Annotated in this window: 7 protein-coding genes; 6 read left to right on the top strand and 1 reads right to left on the bottom strand. The window is 68.4% G+C overall.

The window, feature by feature from the left end; translation table 11 throughout:
* Positions 1–455: 455 nt before the first annotated feature.
* From ACHFFZ_RS09215 to ACHFFZ_RS09195, 5 genes are all read left to right on the top strand, one after another.
* Positions 456–1,202, top strand: coding sequence for a hypothetical protein (locus ACHFFZ_RS09215; protein WP_394276341.1), 747 nt, complete (start codon positions 456–458; stop codon positions 1,200–1,202).
* Between the two features lie 105 nt (positions 1,203–1,307).
* A complete protein-coding gene (locus ACHFFZ_RS09210) occupies positions 1,308–2,273 on the top strand; it encodes a sensor histidine kinase (protein WP_394276340.1) in 966 nt (321 codons plus the stop codon).
* Positions 2,274–2,305: 32 nt separating this feature from the next.
* On the top strand, positions 2,306–2,935 hold the full coding sequence (locus ACHFFZ_RS09205; protein WP_394276339.1) for a response regulator: 630 nt from the start codon (positions 2,306–2,308) through the stop codon (positions 2,933–2,935).
* Positions 2,936–2,995: 60 nt separating this feature from the next.
* Positions 2,996–3,574, top strand: a complete 579-nt coding sequence (locus tag ACHFFZ_RS09200; protein WP_394276338.1) for a DUF308 domain-containing protein — start codon at positions 2,996–2,998, stop codon at positions 3,572–3,574.
* Positions 3,575–3,849: 275 nt separating this feature from the next.
* Positions 3,850–4,734, top strand: a complete 885-nt coding sequence (locus ACHFFZ_RS09195) for a S1C family serine protease (RefSeq protein ID WP_394276337.1) — start codon at positions 3,850–3,852, stop codon at positions 4,732–4,734.
* A gap of 81 nt (positions 4,735–4,815) precedes the next feature.
* Here ACHFFZ_RS09195 and ACHFFZ_RS09190 read toward each other — a convergent pair whose 3' ends face one another.
* Entirely contained in the window at positions 4,816–5,727 is a 912-nt protein-coding gene (locus ACHFFZ_RS09190) for a universal stress protein (RefSeq protein ID WP_394276336.1), read from the bottom strand.
* A 239-nt stretch (positions 5,728–5,966) separates the two neighbouring features.
* On the opposite strand from ACHFFZ_RS09190, the gene ACHFFZ_RS09185 reads away from it, so the two are divergent.
* Positions 5,967–6,757 (top strand): Hsp70 family protein (locus tag ACHFFZ_RS09185; RefSeq protein WP_394276335.1); only part of this gene is annotated, 791 nt, incomplete at its 3' end.

Below are 6,757 nucleotides of genomic sequence, written 5' to 3'. Positions count from 1 at the left end.
CGCGACGGAGTTCTCCGGCACCATCAGCAGGGCGTGCAGCAGGTGCTGGGGTTCGACCGTCGGATTGCCGGCGGCCAGGGCATTGCGGATCGCGGCCGAGACCGCGTCCCGGCTCATCGTGGTGAGCTTCTCGGTGTCCATCAGTGCTCCTTCGTCAGGGTGACCGCGCCGGTGGCGGGTCGTGGTCCATGGGTGGTTCGTGGGCGGTCCCGGCCTGCGGGGCTTGCTGCCCGGCGGCTGGGATCCGGTGCACATCGATGGTGTGCAGCGGCCCCCGGGCAGGTCAAGGAGTTCGCAGGCAATTGGGGGTTGGCACTCACCTGTGTGGGGGACGACGCCCATCCGGGCCGTGAACCGTGGCCTTTCGCGCGAGACCCGGTGAAGCTGGAGGGGTCCCGGACCCGCCGCAGCCTGCGGGTCCTGTCCCTGTGCCAGTCCTCAAGGAGGCATCGCAGATGGAATGCACAGACCACGTCGTGGTGGGCGTCGACGGCTCGCCCGCCTCGATCGCCGCGGCCGTGTGGGCCCAGGACATCGCCCGCGCCGGCGACTGGCCCCTGACGATCCTGCACACCCCCCACCTCGCCACCGGCATCCGCACCCTGGTTGCCGACAGCGGCCAGCTCGTGGCCGCACCCGGCATGCTCGCCCCCGCCCTGGCCGAGGCCAGCCGCACCGCGGCCATGGTGGTCATCCCAGCACGAGGGGCCGATGCGCCGATCGTCCCGGTGATGGACGCTGTCGCCGAGGACCTGCTGCAGGAGGCCCACGGGCCGGTGGTGGTGATCCCTGCCACCACCTGGAACACCTTCGACCGTCCCATCGTGCTGGGGCTGGACCTGGAGGAGCCCGGCGTGCCGGGGATCCGCTTCGCCGCCGCCGTGGCCCGCCGCGCGGGGATGCCTCTCAAGGTGGTCGTCGCCGACGAGAGATGCGAGGACATTGACGAGCTGCGGAACCGTGCCGTGGCCATCCTCACCGGGGCCGCCGCCGAGCTGCTGCCCGCCAGCTACGACGTCATGATCTCACCCCACGAACCCGCCGATGCCCTGCTCGCCGAGGCCCTGGAAACCAGCCTGACCGTGGTCGGTAGCCGAGGCCCGAACTACCGGGGCCAGCGGGAGAACTCCGAGAGCCGTCGACTGCTGCGGCTGACCTCGACCCCGGTGGCCGTCGTCGCCGACCACGACCCGACCCCCTGACCGTCCCGGACCCCTAGGATCGAGACTGTAGACTCACGACAGGGCCTGTTGCCATCCCCCGGCCACCACTGTCGCCGAAGACGGCCCATTCGCGAGGAGCCCCCGATGAGTCTGCAACAGCGGGTCTGGGCGATGGTGTCGGGTGCCTTCCTGTCGATGAACCTGCTCATCGTCGCAACCCCACTCACCGGCAGCTGGCCCCCCAAGCCCTGGGAGACCGCCTGTTCCCTGACTGGAGTGATCATCGTGTCCATCATCAGCTGGCGCGCCATCGAGCGGGGCTTCGCCCCGGTGCAGAAGGCCGCGCGGCAGATCGCCGAGACACCGAACCTCGACGACGCTGCCCCGATCCAGGCCGTTCCGGATATGCCCGACCTGGACAGCATCGTCGGTGCCCACAATGAGCTCGTGGAGCGCCTGTGGTCCCAGCGACGGGCGACGCTGACCGCGCTCATCGAGGGCCAGGAACTGGAACGGGCCCGCCTGTCGCGGGAACTGCACGACCAGATCGGCCAGACCCTCACCTATGCGCTGTTGCTGCTGCATTCCATCCAGGACGGCGCCGACCAGGAGCAGAAGGTGGCCATGGCCCAGGAGGCAGTGCGCACCAGCTTGCAGGAGGTTCGTGGGCTGGCCGCCGACCTGCGTCCCAGCGTCCTGTCAGACCTGGGCCTGGTCGCCGCCCTGACCTCCCTGGCCACCGCACACGCCGAGGCCACCGGCGTGGTCGTGCGCCGAGACCTCCAGCCGGTGCCCGACCTGGGCTGGGCCGCCCAACTGGGCGTCTACCGCATCGCCCAGGAGGCCCTCACCAACAGCGCCAAACACGCCCAGGCCAGCACCGTCACCCTGTCACTGCACTGCGACCAGGACACCGTGCGGCTGGTCATCGCCGACGACGGCCGCGGCCTGCAGGGCTCCACCCCCGGCACAGGCCTGGCCGGCATGCACGACCGCGCACGCTACATCAACGCCCAGCTCACCATCACCGACAACCCCGGCGGCGGCACCCGCGTCGAACTGCGCATCGACCGGGCTACCCTGCCCCACGACACCCTCCCGGAGGACTGACCATCCACACGCCCACCACCCGAGTCGCCCGCGTGCTGCTGGCCGACGACCACACCCTGTTGCGCCAAGGCGTGAAGATGATGCTCGACCCGCAGCCCGACTTCACCGTCGTCGCGGAGGCCGCCGACGGGGCCGAGGCCCTCGAGCGGATCAGCCGCGGCGACATCGACCTGGCCATCCTGGACGTCACCATGCCCCGCATGACCGGGCTGCAGGTGGCCCGCGAGGTCTCCCAGCGCAAGCTGCCCACCCAGATGCTGATCCTGAGCATGCACGACAACGAGCAGTACCTGTTCGAGGCCCTCAAGATCGGCGCGGCCGGCTACGTCCACAAGTCCATGGCCGATCGCGACCTGCTCAACGCCTGCCGTGCCGCCGTACGCGGGGAACCCTTCCTGTACCCGGGTGCCATGTCGACCATCATCCGCGAGTACGTCCAGCGTGGTGAGGCCCACGAAGGCGACCGGCTGCTGACCCCGCGTGAGGAGGAGATCCTCAAGCTCATCGCCGAAGGGCACCCCGGCAAGGAAATCGCCGAGATGCTGTTCATCAGTCCCAAGACCGTCGAGCGGCATCGTGCGAACCTGCTGGAGAAGCTCGGGATGAAGGACCGTCTCGAACTGACCCGCTACGCCATCCGGGTGGGCCTCATCGAACCCTGACCCAGCCGGGTGCATGTCGGTGCCTGCGCATGTGGGTGTCGACACCGATGGTTGCGCCGGGTGTCGAGCACTGGAATGGACTACGTGAACATCCCGTCCAACCCTGTGGAGACCACCATGACCAAGACCCTGCGTACCCTGTCCCTCGTCGAACTGCTCAACGCCGCGCTGCTCATCGGGCTCGGCATCCTGCTCATCTGGTGGCCCGGCCTGACCCTGCGCTCGCTGGTCATTTTCTGCGGCGCCTTCCTGCTCGTCGAGTCCGTCTCGACGATGATCGGCGCCTGGCACGCCACCGGCCTGCTGCGCTGGATCGCCGGCACCATCGGCGTCATCGGCGTCGCCCTCGGCCTGCTCGTGCTGCTGCTGCCCGGCCTGACCCTGTCCTTCATCGCCGTCGCCGTCGGCCTGTGGACCATCGTGTCCGGCATCGCCCTGATGGCCCGCAAGGCAACCGATCACCGCTGGCTCCACGTCCTGGGCGGGCTGCTGCTCGTCCTGGCCGGCGGCTGGTTCGTCATCGACCACACCGCCGCCATCATCACCATCGGCCTGTGGGCCGGTATGACGCTGCTGGCCATCGGCGCGACGCAGGCCGCTGCCGCCATCGCCGTGTGGCGCGCGGCCAAGAACAGCTGACCTGATCCGTCGGCCCCGTCTGCAACCCATCCACAGCCCTTTGCCCCATCAGGAGTTTTGCCATGCTTCAACCTCGCCTTGCACGTTCGGCGGTCACCGCCCTTGCGATGGTTTCGCTGCTTCCCCTTGCTGCCTGTAGTGACACCGCCCCGATGGACCCGGTTGGTCCGAAGGCCCCCACGACGTCAGCGGCCGCCAGCGGTTCCCCGTCGGGGAACAATTCTGGTTCTTCGTGCAGCCTGGATGATCCTTCCTGGACGTCATTGGCGGACGCGGTGAGCCCGTCGGTGGTGTCGGTGGGTGTCTCCAGCGGCGGCCGTCCGGTGGGTGAGGGCTCGGGGGTGGTCATTGATGACCACCACATCGTCACCAATGCCCACGTGGTGGGTGATGCCACCGACAGTGACGTGTCGGTGACCCTGTCCGACAACACCGTCGAGCCGGTCACCATCGCCGGTCGTGACCCGATCACCGATCTGGCGGTGCTCACGGTCAAGGACGCCAAGCTCACCCCGATCCCGATTGCCACCTCCGCGAAGGTGCGCACCGGGCAGCCCGTGATGGCCGTGGGCAATCCCCTGGGCCTGGAGGGGACCGTGACCACCGGCATCGTCAGTGCCCTCAACCGTCCGGTGGCTGCCTCCGAACAAGGCGCCGGACCGAGCGTCGCGACGGTGACCAATGCCATCCAGACCTCGGCACCGATCAATCCGGGCAATTCGGGTGGGGCCCTGGTCAATGGCTGTGGCGAGCTGATCGGCATCAACTCCTCCATCGCCACGCTGGGCCCGGGCAGCGGCAGCATCGGCATCGGGTTCGCGATCCCGTCCGACCAGGTGTCGATGGTGGCCCAACAGCTCATTCGTGATGGCCGGGCCCGGCACTCGCAACTGGGGATCTCCGTGGCTGACGGCATCGCGGCACGCGGCACGCAACAGGTGCGCAGCGCGGTGGTCGTCTCGGTGGTTGCCGACAGTCCGGCTCAGCGGGCCGGGGTGAAGGCCGGCGATCACATCCTCAGCATCGACGGTGCTGCCACCACCTCTGCGCTGTCCCTGGTGGGGCATGTGCGGGGACTTCCCGTCGGCAAGCAGGTGAACCTGCTGGTGGTGCGTGACGGCAAGGAACTCACGCTGTCCGCGACGCTGGCCAGCGACTGACACGCCCCGACGCGTCAGACATGACAGATGCCCTCGGCATCCCGTGCGGGATGCCGAGGGCATCTGACGTGGTGAGGCGGGTCAGGCCTGGTGGGTGGGGGTGCTCTCGCTGCGCACGACCATCACCGGCGCCAGGCTCCGACCGGCGATGCGTCGGCTGGTCGAGCCCAGCAGCAGACCGATGAAGCCGCCCCGGCCACGGCTGCCGACCACCACGAGGCTGGCGCCGCGGGAACGCTTGACCAGGGCGTCGACGGGCTTGCCGCCGACCAGGATGGCGTCCACAGTGAGGTCGGGATGCTGCTCGGTCACCGGCTCCAGCAGATCATCGAGACGTTCCATGGCGTTGGCTGCCATCAGTTCCGGCATGCGGTCGTCGAATGCCGTGGTCCACGAGGGGTCGAAGTGGACGACGGTGACGGGCTGCAGCGTGGTGTGGTGGCTGCTGGCGATCTGTGCCGCCAGGTGCAGGGCCTGGCAGGAACCCTGGTCGTCGACCCCCACGACCACGGGGCCGTCGGGGCTCCAGTCACCCTGCATGGGCACGACGACGACTGGCTGCTTGCTGTGGGACAGGACGGCGTCAGTGGTGCTGCCGAGCAGGTGTTCCACGATGCCGTCGCGGCCCTGGCGCCCGACCACGAGGATGCCGCTCGGCCCGGTGGCAGCGATCAGGCCGTGGGCGGGGGCACCGAGCTGCACCTCGGTGGTGATGTCGACCTGGGGGAATCGAGCCCGGTTCAGCTCAGCCAGCTGGTTGACCTGCGCGCGCATCGCGTCGAGGTGGTCCTCGACCAGCTGCGGGGTGTACCAGTGGGAGATCGGGCCGGCGAAGGTGTCGGTGCTGGGAGGCACGGGCATGGACACCATCATCAGCAGCCGCACCGACAGGTCGTGCCGGTCGGCGAACTGACAGGCCCACGCGGCAGCACGGTCGGCGGCTGGGGAGCCGTCGACGCCGACGACCAGAGCGGTGAAATCCTTCAACTCCATGAGGTTGCCCTTCTGTGAGGAACAGCTTCGCTGTTCGTGGTGGCTCCACTCTCGACGCGCACCGGCAGCCCGGCCAAGCGTTCTGGCCCGGGGGTGGGGATCGCCCCGGCCACTTTGGGTGTCGCCACCCATCGACCAGAGCCGCGCCCTGGGCGACAGTGGATGACGTGGAAGCGCACCGTTCATGCAGCGCTTCTGGACCATCGTTCGCAGTTCGCACAACACAGGAGGAGAACACCATGGCACGTTCCGTCGGTATCGATCTGGGCACCACCAACTCCGTCGTCGCAGTTCTTGAGGGTGGCGATCCCACTGTCATTCCGAACGCCGAAGGCGCCCGCACCACCCCGTCGGTAGTGGCATTCAGCAAGACCGGTGAGGTCCTGGTGGGCGAGGTCGCCAAGCGCCAGGCCGTCACCAACGTCGACCGCACCATCCGCTCCGTCAAGCGCCACATGGGCACCGACTGGAGCATCAAGATCGACGGCAAGGTCTACAAGCCCCAGCAGATCAGCGCCTTCGTGTTGCAGAAGCTGAAGCGCGACGCCGAGGCCTACCTGGGTGAGCCGGTCACCAATGCCGTCATCACCGTCCCGGCCTACTTCTCCGACGCGGAGCGTCAGGCCACCAAGGAGGCCGGCGAGATCGCGGGCCTGACCGTGGACCGCATCATCAACGAGCCCACCGCCGCGGCGCTGGCCTACGGCCTGGACAAGGGTGGCAAGGAGCAGACGGTCCTGGTCTTCGACCTGGGTGGTGGCACCTTCGACGTGTCCCTGCTGGACATCTCCGAGGGCGTCTTCGAGGTGAAGGCCACCAAGGGTGACAACCGCCTGGGTGGCGACGACTGGGACCAGCGCATCGTCGACTGGCTGGTCACGCAGTTCAAGAACAAGAACGGCATTGACCTGTCCAAGGACAAGATGGCTTCCCAGCGTCTGCAGGAGGCTGCCGAGCGCGCCAAGATCGAGCTGTCCTCCTCCCAGGAGACCAGCATCAACCTGCCCTACATCACCGCCGGCGCCGAGGG

Source organism: Luteococcus sp., from assembly GCF_043424415.1.
In the GTDB taxonomy this organism is placed as follows: domain Bacteria; phylum Actinomycetota; class Actinomycetes; order Propionibacteriales; family Propionibacteriaceae; genus Luteococcus.
This window is presented reverse-complemented; position numbering and strand designations above follow the sequence as displayed.